Source organism: Haloarcula sp. JP-Z28, from assembly GCF_011440255.1.
Lineage (GTDB): Archaea > Halobacteriota > Halobacteria > Halobacteriales > Haloarculaceae > Haloarcula > Haloarcula marismortui.
Window position 1 is genome coordinate 14335 of record NZ_JAAOHT010000015.1, and the last position, 16893, is coordinate 31227.

Annotated in this window: 18 protein-coding genes; 10 read left to right on the forward strand and 8 right to left on the reverse strand. The window is 63.4% G+C overall.

Annotated features, from left to right (window positions below):
- Positions 1 to 21: 21 nt before the first annotated feature.
- Entirely contained in the window at positions 22 to 594 is a 573-nt protein-coding gene (locus tag G9463_RS08315; protein ID WP_165896449.1) for a cysteine hydrolase family protein, read from the reverse strand.
- 143 nt (positions 595 to 737) lie between these two features.
- Here G9463_RS08315 and G9463_RS08320 point away from each other — a divergent pair, with 143 nt between their 5' ends.
- The 6 genes from G9463_RS08320 (at position 738) to G9463_RS08345 (ending at position 6006) form a co-directional block, all read left to right on the forward strand.
- Entirely contained in the window at positions 738 to 2195 is a 1458-nt protein-coding gene (locus G9463_RS08320) for an Hvo_1808 family surface protein (protein WP_165896450.1), read from the forward strand.
- A complete protein-coding gene (locus G9463_RS08325; RefSeq protein WP_165896451.1) occupies positions 2188 to 3546 on the forward strand; it encodes an Hvo_1808 family surface protein in 1359 nt (452 codons plus the stop codon). The genes G9463_RS08320 and G9463_RS08325 overlap by 8 nt, the downstream gene beginning before the upstream one ends.
- 219 nt (positions 3547 to 3765) lie before the next feature.
- On the forward strand, positions 3766 to 4020 hold the full coding sequence (locus G9463_RS08330) for a HalOD1 output domain-containing protein (protein WP_011224104.1): 255 nt from the start codon (positions 3766 to 3768) through the stop codon (positions 4018 to 4020).
- Positions 4021 to 4152: 132 nt separating this feature from the next.
- Positions 4153 to 5316: a nicotinate phosphoribosyltransferase gene (locus G9463_RS08335; protein WP_165896452.1), complete on the forward strand. Its 1164-nt coding sequence runs from the start codon at positions 4153 to 4155 to the stop codon at positions 5314 to 5316.
- Between the two features lie 34 nt (positions 5317 to 5350).
- Complete coding sequence (locus G9463_RS08340; protein WP_004958849.1) at positions 5351 to 5635, forward strand: DUF6360 family protein; 285 nt, start codon at positions 5351 to 5353, stop codon at positions 5633 to 5635.
- Between the two features lie 71 nt (positions 5636 to 5706).
- Positions 5707 to 6006: a CPCC family cysteine-rich protein gene (locus G9463_RS08345; protein ID WP_127014129.1), complete on the forward strand. Its 300-nt coding sequence runs from the start codon at positions 5707 to 5709 to the stop codon at positions 6004 to 6006.
- 7 nt (positions 6007 to 6013) lie between these two features.
- Here G9463_RS08345 and G9463_RS08350 read toward each other — a convergent pair whose 3' ends face one another.
- Both G9463_RS08350 and G9463_RS08355 read right to left on the reverse strand, forming a co-directional pair.
- A complete protein-coding gene (locus tag G9463_RS08350) occupies positions 6014 to 6868 on the reverse strand; it encodes a ZIP family metal transporter (RefSeq protein WP_004958855.1) in 855 nt (284 codons plus the stop codon).
- Between the two features lie 208 nt (positions 6869 to 7076).
- Positions 7077 to 8213: a site-2 protease family protein gene (locus tag G9463_RS08355; protein ID WP_165896453.1), complete on the reverse strand. Its 1137-nt coding sequence runs from the start codon at positions 8211 to 8213 to the stop codon at positions 7077 to 7079.
- Between the two features lie 97 nt (positions 8214 to 8310).
- On the opposite strand from G9463_RS08355, the gene G9463_RS08360 reads away from it, so the two are divergent.
- A complete protein-coding gene (locus G9463_RS08360) occupies positions 8311 to 9057 on the forward strand; it encodes an MBL fold metallo-hydrolase (RefSeq protein WP_165896454.1) in 747 nt (248 codons plus the stop codon).
- Between the two features lie 24 nt (positions 9058 to 9081).
- Here the strand turns inward: G9463_RS08360 and G9463_RS08365 are convergent, their stop codons facing one another.
- From G9463_RS08365 to G9463_RS08380, 4 genes are all read right to left on the reverse strand, one after another.
- Positions 9082 to 10377 (reverse strand): NUDIX domain-containing protein, encoded by a 1296-nt coding sequence (locus G9463_RS08365; protein WP_165896455.1) that lies wholly within the window; start codon positions 10375 to 10377, stop codon positions 9082 to 9084.
- Positions 10378 to 10453: 76 nt separating this feature from the next.
- Positions 10454 to 11557 (reverse strand): aminotransferase class V-fold PLP-dependent enzyme, encoded by a 1104-nt coding sequence (locus tag G9463_RS08370; protein ID WP_165896456.1) that lies wholly within the window; start codon positions 11555 to 11557, stop codon positions 10454 to 10456.
- Between the two features lie 215 nt (positions 11558 to 11772).
- Positions 11773 to 12390, reverse strand: coding sequence for a rod-determining factor RdfA (rdfA, locus tag G9463_RS08375; RefSeq protein ID WP_004958870.1), 618 nt, complete (start codon positions 12388 to 12390; stop codon positions 11773 to 11775).
- 44 nt (positions 12391 to 12434) lie between these two features.
- Entirely contained in the window at positions 12435 to 14396 is a 1962-nt protein-coding gene (locus G9463_RS08380) for an archaea-specific SMC-related protein (protein ID WP_007189344.1), read from the reverse strand.
- Positions 14397 to 14696: 300 nt separating this feature from the next.
- On the opposite strand from G9463_RS08380, the gene G9463_RS08385 reads away from it, so the two are divergent.
- The 3 genes from G9463_RS08385 to crcB are packed head-to-tail and all read left to right on the forward strand — an operon-like array spanning position 14697 to position 15789.
- Positions 14697 to 15044, forward strand: coding sequence for a hypothetical protein (locus tag G9463_RS08385; protein ID WP_007189345.1), 348 nt, complete (start codon positions 14697 to 14699; stop codon positions 15042 to 15044).
- A gap of 2 nt (positions 15045 to 15046) precedes the next feature.
- Positions 15047 to 15430, forward strand: a complete 384-nt coding sequence (locus G9463_RS08390; RefSeq protein WP_004958879.1) for a CrcB family protein — start codon at positions 15047 to 15049, stop codon at positions 15428 to 15430.
- Positions 15430 to 15789 carry a fluoride efflux transporter CrcB gene (gene crcB / locus G9463_RS08395; protein WP_165896457.1) on the forward strand — a complete coding sequence of 120 codons (360 nt, stop codon included), beginning with the start codon at positions 15430 to 15432 and terminating at the stop codon, positions 15787 to 15789. Before G9463_RS08390 ends, crcB begins: the two co-directional genes overlap by 1 nt.
- On the opposite strand, the gene G9463_RS08400 is transcribed toward crcB, so the two are convergent.
- Positions 15786 to 16868 (reverse strand): ATP-binding protein, encoded by a 1083-nt coding sequence (locus G9463_RS08400; RefSeq protein WP_165896458.1) that lies wholly within the window; start codon positions 16866 to 16868, stop codon positions 15786 to 15788. The two genes, crcB and G9463_RS08400, sit on opposite strands and share 4 nt — an antisense overlap.
- Positions 16869 to 16893 lie beyond the last annotated feature (25 nt).

The window sequence follows — 16893 nt, forward strand, 5'->3', positions numbered from 1 at the left end:
GGCCAGGTCTTCAGCCATCCGTCAGGCAAACGTGAGGCCGTCTCGGTCAGTCAGTTCGCCGAATAGCCACTCAGCGTGCTCCAGTGCGTACTCGCGGTGCTCGTCCTCGATGTAGCCGACGGCGTCCTCGACGAGAACTGGTCGGTAGTCACGGAGGCCAGCGCTAGAGGCAGTGTGGAGCACGCAAACGTTCGCGAGCGTGCCACAGATAGCCAGGTCCTTGACACCGTGAGCGTCGAGCCACCCTTCCAGTTCTGTCTGGTAGAAGGCGTCGTAGGTGTGCTTGACGACGACCAGATCTTCGTCCTGTGGGTCGAGGTCATCGACGAGTTCGGTCTCCCAGGACCCTTCGACGACGTGTTCGCCCCATCGGTCGAACTCGTCGTAGTAGTGGGTGTCCTCGAACTGGTCGGGCGGATGCACGTCGCGGGTGAATACGACCTTCGCGCCGGCTTCGCGGGCACGGTCGACGAGTTCGGCACAGGGCTCAATGGCTGCTTCGCTGTCCGGTGCATAGAGGCTCCCATCGGGGTGGCAGAAGCCGTTCTGCATATCAACGACAATCAGGGCGGTCTGTGCTGGGTCGAGTTCCATACGGGAACCTTGGCAGGGCGCGACTACGAAAGTTACTCCCACGGTGGGGTCGGCTCAAACAGACGCAGAAATTGTTTCTGGCCGGCGAATGGACTCACGATTAGCGTGTGACTTTTCACTGTGGTAACCTACCGTGAAGGTAGATGCGTCGCCCTTTCGCCCTCGTCATTCTCTGTGCCGTTGCGCTGTTACTTGCGGGCTGTCAGGCACCCAGTGTGTCGCCCGACACAGAGTCGAGCAACGCTGAGTTGACGCCAAGCGAACCCGCGACCGACTACGGGAACAACGACTCCGCCCCGCCAGCGCCTGCGACGGACCAGTTGGGCTACGAGAACGGCTACTGGTACAACGAGTCGCTGTCGGTAACAACCGAGGACGGGCTGAACGAGACCGAGCGAGAAGCCGTCGTTGCCCGAACGATGGCCCGCGTCGAGCGAATTCGCGGTCTGGAATTTGAGGAGACAGTGCCGGTTTCTGTCGTCTCGCGATCCGAGTACCGCAATAACACGGGCGGCGGCGAGACCGGCGATTCGCTGCGTCGGTTTGACAACGTGAAGTTCGAGGCGCTGTTTTTCATCGGCGAGGACCGCGACTCTATCGCCGTCCAGAACAGCAACCGCGGGGAGAGCGTGCTGGGTTACTACAGCAGCCAGCGCGGTGAAATCGTCATCGTCAGCGACTCCGAGACGCCGACGATAAGCCGGGGGACGCTGGCCCACGAACTTGTCCACGCCCTACAGGACCAGCAGTTCGGCCTCGAAAGTGATGCGCGGACGCGGGATCAGGTGCAGGGTCGGAACGGCGTGGTCGAAGGTGATGCCGTCGCCGTCACCCAGACCTACACTGACCGCTGTGGTGCGGCATGGCGCTGTATCGACAGGCCCGCCCAGAGCGGCGGTGGCGGCGGTGACCGCCACTTTGGCATCAACTTCATGAAGTATTTCCCCTACAGCGACGGCCCTGGCCTGATCGGGAATCTCCGGGACCGCGGCGGCTGGGGCACGGTCAATGACGCCTACGACGACCATCCCGATGGGGCCACTGAGGTAACGTACCCCGAGCGCTACCCCGAGTGGGAACCCGAGTCAGTCTCGCTTGCGGACCGGTCCAGCGACGACTGGGAACGGGTTAGACCCTCGACCGACCGCGACCGACCCGACTACGCCGTTGTCGGGCCCTCCGCCATCGCCGGGTCGATGGCATACACCATCGCCGATGACTACAACGAGTCGAGCGTCGTCCAGACGGGGGACGTCATCAACTACGAGGACGGGTCACTGGACAGCGACGACCCGTACAACTACGACCTGCCCGCGACCGACGGCTGGCAGGGCGGCCGGATGCACGTCTACGCCAGCGGTGACGAGACAGCCTACGTCTGGAAAACGACCTGGGCCAGCGAGGCCGATGCCCGCGAGTTCGCCGACGCTTGGGCGGCGGTCATTGCCCACTGGGGCGGCACTCGAACCGCTGAAGGCCACTGGGTCATCGAAGAAGGCAGTCCCTACACCGACGCTGTTTCGGTCAGGGTCAACGGGGACACGGTCACTGTCGTGAACGCACCGACAGCCGACGAACTGAGAGAGGTCCACGATGCGTAAGGAACTACTCATCGCCCTGACGGTCGTTCTGGCGGGCTGTACGGTCCCGTCTTTCGGCGGCAGCGACCACCCTGCAACACCGACCGGTGACGATGCCATCGGCTACGAGAGCGGCTACTGGTACGACGATTCGGTGTCAGTGACGACCGGCGACGGCCTGAACGAGACGGAGCGAGAGGCTGTCGTCGCCCGGACGATGGCCCGCGTCGAGCAGGTCCGTGACTTGGAATTCAAAGAGCCAGTCCCGGTTTCGGTCATCTCCCGGGCAGAGTACCAGAACCGCTCGGGAGGCAACAACAGCGGCGGCAGCAGTCGGCCACAGGACCCCTGGAACGACCAGGTGTGGGAAGCGCTCCTGCTCATCGGCGAGGACTCCGGCAGCAGCGACGAAATCGACGACACGCTTTCGACGACAGTGCAGGGCTACTACTCGCCGAGTGAGGATGAAATCGTCATCGTCAGCCCGACGGAGACACCACAGATCGACCGGCGAACGCTCTCACACGAACTCGTTCACGCCCTGCAGGACCAGCACTTCGGGCTGAACGGCTCCGCGGAAACGCAGGACACGCAACTGTCACGGCAGGGCGTCACCGAGGGCGAGGCCAACTATGTTCGCATCCTCTACGAGCGACAGTGTGGTGACGGCTGGGGCTGTATCGCACTCCCGGACCAGACCAGCGACGGGGGAGGCAACGACGGCGGAGACGGCGACAGTCAGGAACCAAGCTACAACGAGGGGCTGTTCACCGTTCTCTACCAGCCGTACGTCACCGGGCCGCGGTTCGTCGACCAGGTGCGCTCTGACGGCGGCTGGGACGCCGTCGACGCCCTCCACGACGACTTCCCCGACAGCACCGAGCAGGTGCTCCACCCTGAGAAGTATCCCGACGAAGAGCCCGTGAACGTCAGCGTCGCGGACCGCTCATCCGACGAGTGGAGCCGCTTCGACCACGACCCGGTCGGCGACACGGTCGGGGAAACGTCGATCTACGCGATGATGTACCACAACGGCCAGACGGAGGGCGACCGCTACAGCTACGAGAGCGAGATCTCGGCGGGCTGGGGCGGTGATCTCGTCGTGCCCTACCGCAACGGCTCCGGCGGCTACGGGTACGTCTGGGAGACCCGCTGGGATACTGAGGAGGACGCCAGCGAGTTCGCACAGGCATATCGGGCGGCGCTGACCGAGGAACACGACGCCAGCCAGCCCCGGAGTAACGTCTACGTCGTCCCCGAGGAATCACAGTTCAACGACGCCTTCCGCGTCGTCCGGTCCGGCAAGACCGTCCGCATCGTCAACGGCCCGACAGTGAACAATCTCGACGAGATTCACCAGCCAGCAGGCTGAATGCGGCGCGTCAGCGGGCGAGCACCGGATAGCCGAGCGTGCGACAGTACGCGAAGCGGCCGAATCCGATGACAGTGACAGTAATGCGGGCCGCGACCAAAGCATAGCCGACCGCGGACGTCCGGCAGTAGTTCCGAGGACCGACTTTCTCGAAAGTAAGCCAGTCACTAAGGAAAATGTTATTTAAATATTATTATTGTCGCGGCTGAGAATAGATTGATGAATAGAAAATCAACGAGGACACGGAGTGGCGAACGAAGCGTCAGTGCTACTGTCGTGTCGGCTGTCGCGGATTACAAGGGAGTGAACGAGTTTGCGCTGGACCGGGCACTGTACAACGTCATTGATCCAGACGCTCTCGACAATCTATTCAAGCAGAGCAGGGGAGTTGTTCGGTTCGACTACTTGGATTGCATAGTCGCTGTCAATCAGGACGGGGTCGTGACCGTTTCCAGCGAAGGCGACTGCGGATAGACACACTCGGCGGCTATCTGTGGAACCGTAGAAAGCGGCTTCCATCCTCCGGAGACGGCGGCACCCTGAGAGCGGCGCCTCACGCCTACCAATCGGACCGCTTTTTCAGTCCCCCGGTCGTACGGACAGCTAATGACAGAGGAGTTCGACGTCGTCTCGCCAGAGGCGATTCGCGAGGGGCGGGCGACCGACGCCTACTTCGACCGGACGATGGAGGCGCTGGAACACGCAGGCAAGAACCCGGACGTGGTCGCCGAAGTGACGGCAAATCAGTTCGCGACGGGCCAGTGGAAGCTGCTGGCGGGGCTGAAAGACGCCGCCAAGTTGCTCGAAGGACGGAGCGTCGACGTTGACGCGCTCCCCGAAGGACAACTGTTCGACGGCGGCCCAGTGATGCGGATCGAGGGGGCGTACCGGGAGTTCTGCCGGCTGGAGACCGCGCTCCTTGGCTTTCTCTCACACTCGACCGGTATCGCAACGCGGGCACTGGAGGCCCGTCACGCCGCGCCCGAGTCGACGGTGCTCTCCTTTGGTTCGCGCCACGTCCACCCATCGATCAGTGCGATGGTCGAGCGGTCAGCGCTGTTGGGCGGTCTCGACGGCATCTCGAACGTCGCTGCGGGCGAGGTCATCGACCGGGACGCTGGTGGGACGATGCCCCACGCGCTCATGATCTGTTTCGGCCGCGGTAATCAGGAACAGGCGTGGCAGGCGTTCGACGCCGCCGTCCCCGAGGAGACGCCCCGCATCGCGCTGACGGACACCTACAGCGACGAGACCGACGAAGCGCTCCGCGCAGCGGAAGCCGTCGATGACCTCACAGGCGTTCGACTGGACACGACCGGCTCCCGCCGTGGGGACTTCCGCCACATCGTTCGAGAGGTACGCTGGACGCTGGACGCCTACGGCCACGAGGACGTGGACCTGTTCCTCTCGGGCGGTATCACCCCGACAACCCTGCGAGAGCTTCGGGATGTGGCCGACGGCTTCGGCGTCGGGGGGTACGTCGCCAACGCCGACCCGCTGGATTTCGCGCTGGATATTGTCGAACTGGACGGTGAACCGGCCGCCAAGCGGGGGAAACTCACTGGGACGAAGTCGGTGTACCGAACCGCCGACGGCGGCCATCACATCGGTCTGGCCGACCGCGACGGGCCGGCGGACGCCGAGTCGCTACTGGAACCACTGATTCGTGATGGGGAAATCGTCAGGGAGTTCGACCTCAACGGGGCCATCGACCGCGCGGCGGCGGACGCCGAACGAGTCGGCTACGAAGGCGTGACCGTGGCCGAGTAACGGGCGTTAAGTCTCCGGGCCGCGAACACGCGGTATGGTCGACCGCATCATGAAGGTCAACGCGTACACGACCTTCGACCTGCTCGACGGTGAGGTAGAAGGCCACGGCTTCGAGGAGGAGGCTCTGGCTGTCCTGAACGTGACCGCGCCGCGAAAGAACCCGGACCACGTCGAACTCCAACTGGAGATGGACAACACCGACCTCGACGCGGTGAAGCCACACGCGGACTCGGTGACGCTCTCGGCGGCACAGGCCCGCGAACTGGCTGCCGAGCTGGAGGAGTACGCGGAGAAGGTCGAGACCGCACAGTCTGAGTAATCTGTCCCGCTCAGCGTCATGTATCGCGACGGTTCGATAATTCTATGGTGTGAAGACACATACCACGAAATATGTCAACCGAGACGCCCGGTAATCCAGCCGCACGGGAACTGGGCTATTGCCCGTGCTGTGGCTACCAGACGCTCCCGGAGGGCCGACCCGGGTCATACGAGGTGTGTTCGGTGTGTCACTGGCTCGATGACCCGATCCAGTTCGGCGACGCGGAGTTCGTCAGCGATACGAACCACGTGTCACTGACGGAAGCACGCGAGAACTTCCGCGAGCACGGGGCGTGCTCCCCTGATGAGGCCGAGGATTGCGAGGAGCCGACAGGCCTTGACCGCGACCCGAACTGGCCCTACGAGGAGTGACGGCAGTTCAGGCTGCAAGCGCGATATCTAGATACAGCATAACGATGACGCCGGCCATCAGCCCGAGCGTCGCAACGCGCTCGTAGCCGCGCTGGTGCGTCTCGGGTATTATTTCGTCGGAAATCACGAACAGCATCGCGCCCGCCGCAAAGCCCATCGCATAGGGCAGGAGCGGTTCGATGGTCACGACGGCAACGGCGCCGAGCACCGCCAGCGGGATTTCCACGACGCCCGAGCGAATCCCAGAAAAGACGGCGTAGAGCCGACGGTCCAGACCCGCGTTGATTGCCGCAACGGAGACGGCCAGCCCTTCGGGAATGTTCTGAATGCCGATGGCAAGCATCAACGAGAGCGCGCTGCCGATCTGGAGCGGGTCGCCGGCGGCCGCGCCGAAGCCGACCCCAACGGCCAGCCCCTCAGGGATGTTGTGGAGCGTGATCGCGAGGATGAACAGGACGACGCCCGCCAGTTTCGACTCGTCAACCGAGAGGTCCTGACTGGGGTTGGCCGCATCCGACCGGCGGCTTCCGGTCAGGAGGTAGTGGGCATGCGGGACGAGGCCGTCCGCGCGGTCGAGGAACAGCGCCCCCAGTGCGACACCGACAAGCGTCGGAATCGGATTTCCGCCCGAGTACTCCTCGATGCCGGGGATGATGAGGCTCGTGAACGCGGCGGCCAGCATCACGCCGGCAGCGAACCCGAGCGCCGTGTCCAGCGCCCGCTCCGAGGGGTCACGCCAGACCAGCACGAGCGACGCACCAAAGAGGTTCATCGTCGCGATGATGACCCCGCCAACGAGGCCGTTTATGAGCGGGTCGGTGCCGACGAGGTCGACAAACAGTTCGACGAACCCGGTTTGCATTGTCGAGTAGTGTACGTCGGCCCCTCTTGGGTGTACCGGCAGTCAGGAACGGTCGTCTCTGTTTCAGTGGCAATCCCCGCAACGAATACGGACAGCCGACCGACAAGCGTGCGACGCCGGAAAGTCCTGGTTCGCTTAGGTCGTCCAGCCGGCTTCAGGTAGGGCCTTCTGGCTGGTAGGGACCGTATTCGAGCGATTAAACGCTGTATTAGAACGGTTCCGGCGAGTCGACGAGCCGTCGCATCTCCATCGCGCTGGAGAAGTCGTCCCGAGAGACCACACGGGTTCCCTCAGGCCCGTCGACGAAGGCGGCGGAAGCCCGGGCAGTGTCGAGTTCGACGAGCGCATCGAAAGCAGCCATCGCTGCAGGGAATCGCGGCAGATCCGCCTCCATCAGGTCGGCAACGGTGTCCGCTTCGCGTTCGGTCTTGGAGAGTTCCCTGAAATCGTCGACGGTGACGACGCCGACTACGTCACCACCGCGTGTGACTGCGAACTCCGTCCGGCGGTCGGCGAACATCCGGTCGACAAGGTCCTCAACGCTGGCGTTGGCCTCGATAGTCGCATCGAGTGGGCTGGCCACGTCATCGACACTTAGCCCGTCAAGCAGCGCTGCCAGCGCGACGGTACGGGATTCACTCGACGCAGCCCCGTAGACAAACAGCGCGAGTAGCAGCAACAACGGGCTGAACGAGAGGACGCCGACGACAGCGAACAGCACAGCGAACCCGGTCCCGATTCGAGCGGCGATGCGGGTCGCCGTCGCGTAGGGCCGCGTTCGCGCGAGCAGCGCCCGGAGCACGCGGCCCCCGTCCATAGGGAACGCCGGCAGCATATTGAACACGGCGAGAAAGATATTCGTGACGGCCAGCCAGCCGATAACGAACAGCGTCACCTGCGCGCTCGCTGGCAGGGCAAACAGTGCGGCGTAGCAGGCGAGCCCGGTTAGAATACTCACAGCAGGGCCGGCCAGCGCGATGACGAGCTCCCGGTTCCACTCTTTTGGCATGGCTTCGAGGCTGGCGAGGCCGCCGAGAATCCAGAGCGTGATTGCCTCCACTCGGAGTCCATAGCGCATCGCCGCCCAGGCGTGGCCCAGTTCGTGGAGGGCGATGCTTGCGAACAGGCCAACGGCCGCGGCGGTCCCGATAAGCCACGGCGTCTGGCCCGCGGTCAGCACTGTAAGGTCAAGCGTCACGCCGGAAAGGACGCTCACGATACCAGCGTACACCGATATCTGAGCCCCGCTGCCGATAATCCAGGCCAGCACCGGCAGGAAAATCAACAGCGAGACGTTGACCCGTATCGGAATCCCCCAGATCGTCGTGATGTGGAAGTTTCGCACGTGACGCCCAACGAACAGTGGCCGGGTATAGCTTCTGCCCGGGGACGACGCCGACGAGTAGCGGCCTTATTCAGGGTGTAGCATGTACGGATATCTAATGACAGTTCGACACGACGGGCTGACCGTCGACTGGCTGGGGTACGCGACGCTCCGGTTCGCCGGCGACGACACGGTGGTGTACGTCGACCCGGGCCGGTACGGCGTGCTCACCGGCGAGTGGGAGCCCCACACGGACGGTATCGGCCATCCGCCAAGCAGCGACTATCGGCCGGAAGACGGCGACATTGTCTGTGTGACCCACGTCCACCACTACGACCCGGACGGTATCGAGCGCGTCGCGAGCGAGGACGCGACCATCGTCGCCTACGAGGGTATCGACGAACGCGTCGGCGACCGGGACCTTCCACCGCTGTCCTCGCTGCCCTACGACGTTGTCGAGGTCGGGATGAAATCACAGACCACGGTCGAGGACGTGCCGATCTGGTCGACACCGGCGTACAACGAGCCAGACGGCCGGCATACACTACCCGATGGTACACCGTACCACCCCAAAGGTTTCGGCTGTGGCTTCATGATTGCCGTCGAGGGCACCAGAGCGTTCTATCCCGGCGATTCGGACGTCCTTCCGGGCCATCGGACCCTTGAGGTATCGCTACTGTGTCCGCCAATCGGCCCGCGGGCGACGATGGACCGCCACGAGGCCGCCTCGCTGGCCGCGACCATCGACCCGGACCTCGTGATGCCAGTCCACTACAACACCTTCTCTAATCTTGAAGCCGACTCCCGGGAGTTCGCCGCTGACGTGGCCGAAGCCGGCGTCCCGGTTGTGCTAGACGAGCAGTGACCGAGCGCCCACCAGTCTCGGATATCACCGGCGCTCGGTCCATTCGCTCCGGTCCCGGTGGGCGTCAGCTATCCCACCGATTTCGTCAGTCTCCAGCACGCCGCGCTCGGTGACGACCGTCACTGCCGACGCCGGCGTTATGTCGAAGGTGGGATTCGACACAGCGATGTCGGCGGCGCCGGCGTACACCTCCTGAGCGTCACGTTCCTCCCTGTCCCACGCAGCGCGTGGTGCAATCTTGTCCGTCGCACACACCGCGTAGCAGTCCACGTCCGCGGCGGCCGCCGACAGTGCTGCCGAACGGGTCCCGACTTTGTTGACCACGCAACCGTCCGGCAGGACGCGGTCGGCCCCGACGACGAGCGTGTCGGCGCTCCACGCGTCCAGTTCGTGGCCAAAGGCCGCGTCGGTGGTCAGCGTCACCGCGGTGCTCTCAGCAAGCGTTTCGGCGACGCCGACGCCTTCACCGCCGGGCCGTGACTCGGCGACGAGCACAGCCTCGGGAGCAGCGGCGGCGGCCACTGCACGGACTGTCCCGGACCGAGACAGCGTTGCGATACGGTCGCCGACATGTTCGGCGGCGACGGCCGCGGCAACCCGGTCTGCGGTCACCGCGTGGTTCAGCGCCTCGGCCGCGGCCCGCTCAACAGCCGCCGGCGATTCGTCAGTGACGGCAGCCATCGCCCGGTCGAGGCGGTTCGCGATGACGACCATCGATGGGCGGCCCTCCCGGATTTCAGCGGCGAGGGCGGCAAGCGCCTCCCAGTCGTCGCCGTCCCGCTCGGCCGTCTCCAGGTCGTCGCTCCGTCCGGCGTCAGCCAAGGCAGCCTCGTCGCGCAGCACCTCCAACGCCCGGAGCGACAGCCACGCCGAGCCGTGGGTCCGGTCCTCGCGAACGGCCGCCACTCGCGGGCGAATGCGGTCCCAGGAGGTCCACAGTCGCGGGACCGTCTCACGAGTCAATATTTCCGGCGGGTGGACCCACGCGGTCTCGGTCGACTCCTCGTTCGTCTCGGCCGTGCGGGCCTCGCAGTCGAACAAAAACGGGTGGACCTGCCAGCGAACCCCATGGTCGGTGTCAGCGACCTGAAACGAGTCGCCCTGCCGGACGAGCGTCACCGCGTCGGCCAGCCCGGTTTCCTCGTCAACTTCGGCCCGCGCGGCCGTTTCCGGGTCCCGGTCCCGGCCGGCGTCGTCGGCGACGTGTCCCGCGACCCCGCTCCACTGGCCCCGATACGAGCCGACCGCATCGCTCCGGCGCAACAGCAACACTTCGCCCTCGCTACGCAGGAAGCACGTCACGACGGGGCGTGTCTCCATACGAGACGGAACGACCGGCCGGGGCAAGAAAGTCCGGGCCAGTGGGGCCGCAGTCGAGGCGGGGACGTTGAAGGAACTACATCGCGTCGAGTAAGCGGTCGATGTCGTCGGCCGTATTGAACGCGTGGACGGACGCCCGGAGCGCATCAGGGTTAGGGAGTGACCTGATGATGATACCTTCAGCCGCGAGTCGCTCAACGGTCGCCTCGGGGTCGTCGGCGGTGAACGTCACAAGTCCCGACTCGTAGTCGCGGGGGCTCAGCAGTCGGTCGCCGAGGCCGTCCTTGAGCCGGTCGGTCAGCCGCTCGACACGGGGCTGAATTGTATCGAATCCGATGGCTTCGACCGTCTCAATGGCGTTCGCGAGCGCGACGTAGGGGACCGGTGAGGTGGTTCCGACCTCGAAGCGGCGCGCGCCCTCGTGATACTTGTATCCGTCCGCACCGGGGTTTTCGACGCTCCGGTAACCAATACGAGTCTGGCGCAGTCGGTCGTACGCGTCCGGGTCGACATAGAGGAACCCGCCACCCCAGACGCCCAGTAGCCACTTGTGGCCCGCCGCGGCCACGAAGTCCGCGCCCCATTCGGTCACGTCGACGGGGTGTTGCCCAACAGACTGGACAGCATCGACGAGCACCTGTGCGCCGGCGTCGTGGGCTACCGCAACGACATCCGCAACCGGGAGTCTGGTCCCGTGGGTCCAGGAGATCGAACTCAGCGCCACCAGTCTGGCGTCGGCCACAGCGTCTTTTACCTCCGCCATGTCGAGCCGACCGCCGTCTGTTTCCAGCACCCGGACCTCGATATCGTGGGTGTCGGCCAGCCGGTCCCAGGGGAGTGTGCCAGCCGGGTGTTCGAGGTCAGTCCGGACCACCACATCACCGGGCTGCCAGTCGATGGCCCCGGCGACCATGTTGACCCCGTCTGCGGTACTGCGAGTCAAGGCGACGTTGGTGGCGTCAGTCCCGATATGGCTGGCGACGACCTCGCGAGCCGCCGCGATAGCGTCCCACGCAACCGTGTAGGGCCCTTCATCGGCGGGTGCGTCGAAGGCGTGGCGTTCGAGAAACGCCGTCGCAGCGTCGACCACGGGGCGCGGCGTCGGCCCGCTTGCCCCCGTGTTGAAGTACGTACACCGTTCGAGTGCCGGAATCGACGCTCGGAGCTCGACTGGGTCCATGTCCGTTCCGATGGTCCCCGACGCCTTCAGCCCTGTGTGACCCAGCAGGCGGATTCGACGGCGGATTCCCGAGACGACAGCACGGTTCTATTTCTATGGCCGATTATTGGACTGAATTGCCTATCTTGTTGTGTTTCACAACCTTTCTCGGTTGTTTGAATATCTACGAGCCATTGCAGATGCTCAATGTAGTCAGATAGAGCCAGAGTGGCGACTCAGTCCTGCTGACACTCGCAGCCGCCCTGCTCGAAGAACTCCGCAACGGCGTACTGGCTACCGCACGACTGGCACAGCACCTGTGCGTCCAGAAATACCTCGAAGTCCGCAATGTCGATGCGACCCGTGTCGCGTAGTTTCTCGATGCGCTGGTCGGTGACCGATAGCGTTCGGGTCAGGAGTCGCTGAATGCTTTCCAGATCCTTTTCGATCTTCTCGTCGTCGGACAACCCCTGATACTCCGCGCCGCGCCATTCTTTCAGATACGACCGGATGGCCTGATAGGTGATAAAATCGGTTTCGAGACTGTCGACGTCGACGCCGTTGCGTTCGAGTCGGTTAACCGTGTCAGTCCGAACGCCTGTGCTGATGTCGTCACCGGTGAGATTCTCGTAAGTCGATTCCACGTCGCTTTCAAGCGCGCTCAGGCCCGCATCGACCAGTTCGCGTTCGAGGAGGCGCTTGTTGAAAAACTCGGCAAGGTCACGAAGACTCATACGCTCTTCACCGTCACCCGTCCAGCGCGCCTCCATCTCCGCACCGAGTCCATCAAGTTCGTACTCGTCGATGAGTCGAGCGACTTTGCTCGACGGCCGGCCGTCTGTCGTATTCGCCATCTGTTGTTCCCACGTACGGTAACCGGAACTAAAAGACTACGGGGTTAGATCGAGGTGATGCGGTTGAAGTCGTCGTCAAGCGCCTGCGCGTCCTCCGGCAGGAGGGCGACGACAAGATGCTCGGCGTAGTCGGCGAAGTACTCGACGAGTTCGGCGATCCGCGCTGAGTCGATGGCTTCCAGTGAGTCAAGCAGCATGAACGGAACGCTCTCGTGGAGGTCGTGCACCAGATAGCCCGCGAGGGCGAAAATGAGGCCGGTCACCTCGCGCTCGCTCTCGCTGAGATGCTCGATGGTGTCCTCGTAAGCCGCGCCGTTCTCGGTGGTCCGGACGATGTGGAGTTCAAACACCGTTCGGTCGACCTTCTGGCGCCCCTCACGGACGGTCTGCTCAACGCGTTCGATCCAGATGCGCTCGAGGTTCTCGTACTCAAGGATCCCGAGGATAGCGTCCATGTGCTCGTTGAACTCGTCGACAGCGTTGGCCTCGATCTGGTCTATTTTCGTCCGCTTGTCGGTGAGTTCCTCGACAAGAGCGTCGCGTTCGTCGCGGAGGTCGTCGGCCCGGTTGACCAGTTCCTCAATCTCCTCGATTTCGGCCGACACGTCGTCAAGGTCGGACTCCAGGCTGTCGATCTCAAACTCGAGCTGGTTTGCCTCCCGGTGCAGCGAGAGAATTTCGTCGAAGTCCTCGGATTCGAGATTGTCGACCTCGTCTTCCAGCGACTCGACATCCTCCGTCAGTTCCTCGCGTCGGTCCTTCAGCGAAGTGATCTGCTCGTCACGGCGTTCGATCTCCGTTTCCGTCTCCTGGATCTTCCGCTCGACGTCCTCGCGACGGCGCTGCTTCTTTTCGGCCTCGCGCTGGTCGGTCTTGAGGTCGTCGAGTTCCGACTTGATGTCGTTGAGGTCCTCGACCTTCTGCCGGCGGAGGTCCTGCAGGCGGTCGACGGTGTCTTCGATCTGCTCGCGGTCAACCGTCGAGCCACACGTCCAGCACACGACGGATTCCTCGTCTTCGCCTTCGAGAAGTTGTTCTGTCACCGCGCCGTCGGAGCCCTCGGGCGCGTCTTCGAGCGACTGGATGACATCGTAGTCTTCCTCTTCGAGCCGTTCCTCGTTGTACTGGATGAGGCTCTGGAGGTCGGATATCTCGCTGTTCAGCCGCTGGCGCTGGTCGCGCAGGCTTGCGATCTCGTCTTCGAGGTGCTGCTGGTCGCCCATCGGCGTCTCCGGCAGGTCATCCAGTTCGTCTTCGAGGTCGGACCGTTCGCGTTTCAGCGATGAGATACTCTCTTCCTGTGCCTCGATATCACGCCGGACAGATTCGAGATCCGACCGCGTCGAGCGGAGTTCGTCAAGCTTCTCTTCGAGGACATCCTGTTCCTGACGGCTCTCCTCGATATCTCGACTGCTGTTGTCGATCTCTTCTTCCCGCTCGGCCAGTTCCTCGCGTTTCTCTTCGATCTGCTCGCGGAGTTCGGTCCGGCGCTGTTCGAGATCCGGAAGGTCGCGCTGACGGGATTCAACCGTGGCGAGTTCGTCGTTGATATCGCCTTTCTCCGCTTCCAGTTGTTCGACTTCCGAACGGATCGCGTCGATATCGACCGGCCGCATGATGATCTCGCGGAGGTCGTCGCCGCGCGCCACGGACCGGCGTGCCTCGTTGGTTTCGAGGAGGAACGCGAACAGGTCGGCGACCGCAGGGTCGTCAAGATATCCGTCGCCGTCGAACTGAACAGCGTCTCCCGCTCGCGTGAGCGTCCGTTCGTACACCTCATCCCCGTAAGTAAGGGCAACGCTTCCCTCGTCTGCGTCGCCTTTCAGCGTGGCCTGTGTACTCCCCATCGCCGCCATAATAGACTGCAGAAACGACGTCCGGTTTGTGGCGTTTTTCCCCGTCAGCACCGTCACACCCGGTGGAATATCGACGGAGGTTTCGTCGATCCCACCGATGTTGGTTACATCGAAATGGGCGATACTAGAGCCTTGCTTTGATTCTGGCATTGTTCTGCCGTAGTCGGAGAGGATATAAAAATAGTTTCATTGCTGGAAACCAAGTTACAGATTGATGTCCCTACTGCGGGCCAATACGTCAGAAGTGGTATTACACAGCAGACAGCGACCAGACCGACAATCGGTTCTGGAATAACACCTGTACCAATATTATTCCGAGCTAGAGCCATTGGCGAAGACAGATAGGCTGTTTCTCCAGTCTTGCTGTTTTGTTGTGTATAGTAATATTTCCCGCTTGTAACTGCTTCCAATATGCCAATCTATAAGTCGGCGTGATTGGAAGCTGGTCGTATGACCCGTTACGAAACGCTGCTTGAGGTCGAACTTGACGAGTGGGACAGTGGGTATGGTGTCTTGCAGATCGTCGACCCGGATGACAGCGACACCGCCGAGTTACGGTTCTGCTACTTCAACGAAAACGGCAAGTTCACCAACCGACCGTTGACACTACGCCCCGACGAAGAGACGCTCGACCGGACCACGCGGATGGTAGAGAACCTCGGCTACGTCGCCCGGACGTTCGACCCGGCAGAGATCCGTGAACTCGTTGAAACACTCGGCGAAGATCGGGTTATCGAACTCGCACAACTCGTCGACACCCTTGGCGAAGCGCGGCTGGCGGAGATACTCGGGGAGTAACGATGGCAGACACCCACCCGCTGGTAACGGTCGAAACTATCGTCCTCGTGGGTCTGGGGGGCTTTGCTGGCTCGAACCTCCGGTACTTCGTCGGCCTCTTTTTCCCGGGCTTACAGGGGACGCTGCTGGTCAACGTCTGCGGCAGTTTCGCGCTCGGCGTCCTGGTGTACGAGGGGCTTCAGGTCGGTGCGCTGGCCAGCGAAACGAAGCTAGCCGCGTCAACTGGGTTCATTTCGTCGTTTACCACCTACAGCACGTTCGCGGTAGAGACGGTTCTGACACCCGAGTGGGCGGTCGCGAACGTCGTCGGAAGCTACGCTCTAGGTTTTGCCGGCGTCCTTGTCGGCCGTGAAGTCGTCCGGCTGTTCGCCGGAGGTGGTCAGTAATGGTCGCTCTCGAATCGGCACATCTGGTCGGGGCCGGTGGGGCGCTCGGCGCACTCTGTCGTCACTATCTGGCGGGTGCAATCCAGCGAGAGACGTTTCCGCTCGGGACACTCACGGTGAACGCCTTCGGGAGCTTCGCTCTGGGACTGTTGACCTTCGCTGGTGTGACCGGTGACGCGGCACTGCTTGTCGGTGTCGGTGCGTGCGGTTCGTTCACGACGTTTTCCTCGTTTTCGGTCGAGACGGTCCGACTGTGGGAGAACGGCTACGTGGCCCTCGCCGCGCTCAACGCTGTCGGGAACCTCACCTGTGCGCTGGTCGGAATCGGGCTTGCCTGGGGCATCGTGCGGATCGTCTAATTCCCGCCGCGCCATCGGGTTTCACAATCTCTTGAAGGGGCTTCGTGCGCGCTGTCTGCTGCGAAGTCGCTTGCCCGCGGTGTCTTACCGCCATGGGGTGTCCGCCGTTCGCGGACGGTCACGTGATGGACGGATTCGGTGCCATCGTCGACGACGAGCGCGTCACCGGTTGTTTCTGGTAATCGAGCCGCGAAATCGCCGTCGAGATACGTTGGCTGGGCCGCCTGTAGGGCGCTGATGTCCGCCATGCTCGTCAGTCGGTGGGCGACGAGCAGGTCAGTCTGGGAGACGGTCGTCGCTGGCACCGCGCTGGGTCGCTGTGTCGCCAGCACACAACTTACCCCGGGCTGGCGGCCCCGAGTGACAAGTCGCCGGAGCGGACGCCGGGCGACGCCGTCAGTGAACACGTGGGCCTCGTCGACCAGCAGCCACGGCAGTCGGCTTGTCTGTTCAGCTATCCGAGCATCGTACAGCGCAGTCGCGACAGCGGCGAGGACCGCGCCGGCTGGTCGGGAAGCGAGTCCCGACATATCGAGCACAGTCAGGCTATCGCTGCACAGCGTTTGCATCTCGATACCCGTAGCATCGAAGATGTCCCATGACGCGGCGAGCGCGAGATAGTTCGCCGCCGCGCGGACGGTGCTCGCCGCTGCATCCGCATCGGCTATCCACGAGCGCATCCCGTCGAGGGTCGCACACTCGCTCGCCGCCCGCCACACAAGCGCTCCCGCGCCCTGTTCCGGGTCGAGGCCGAGCACCGTACACCACTGGCGCGGGTCGAGTGCGTCCGCACGAACGCTTGGATGAACGACCATCGCAGACACGTCTGCAGTTTCAAGCGGCGTGAACGCCCCCATCGGGTCGACAGCGACTGGGGCGACCCCTGCAGCAGCAATCAGTCCCTCGGCGAGGACGCCAAGCGTGTACGTCTTCCCTGACCCGCGTTTGCCGACGACGAGGCCGACGTGTGGCCGGTCAACATCGATATCGACCGCAGCGCCGCGGCTCCCGTCGCGGGCCCGATAGTGACCCAGCCGCGTCGTTGGCCCCGTTGCTGCCTCGCGTCCGATAACGACCATGCCGGCGGTTGGCCCGTTCCAGCAC